The sequence below is a fragment of the Pseudomonas sp. JV245A genome, assembly GCF_032424515.1.
GTDB lineage: Bacteria > Pseudomonadota > Gammaproteobacteria > Pseudomonadales > Pseudomonadaceae > Aquipseudomonas > Aquipseudomonas protegens.
In genome coordinates this window covers 1-237 of sequence record NZ_VYKE01000665.1, presented here as the reverse complement: position 1 = coordinate 237, position 237 = coordinate 1, and the positions used below count along the sequence as shown (strand labels likewise).

The window sequence follows — 237 nt, the reverse complement described above, 5'->3', positions numbered from 1 at the left end:
ACGAGAAGCAGCGCGGCCAGGAATCCCAGGCCATCGTCCGCGACGGCGTGGTCTACGTCACCGGTTCCTACTCCCGGGTGTTCGCCCTGGACGCCAAGACCGGCAAGCGCCTGTGGACCTACAACCACCGCCTGCCGGACAACATTCGCCCGTGCTGCGACGTGGTCAACCGCGGCGCGGCGATCTACGGCGACAAGATCTACTTCGGCACCCTCGACGCCCGGGTCATCGCCCTGG

1 protein-coding gene is annotated in these 237 nt (G+C 67.5%); it reads left to right on the top strand.

Going from position 1 to position 237, the window contains the following annotated elements; all coding sequences use genetic code 11:
* Positions 1-237 (top strand): PQQ-binding-like beta-propeller repeat protein (locus F6S12_RS33525; protein WP_315870083.1); only part of this gene is annotated, 237 nt, incomplete at both ends.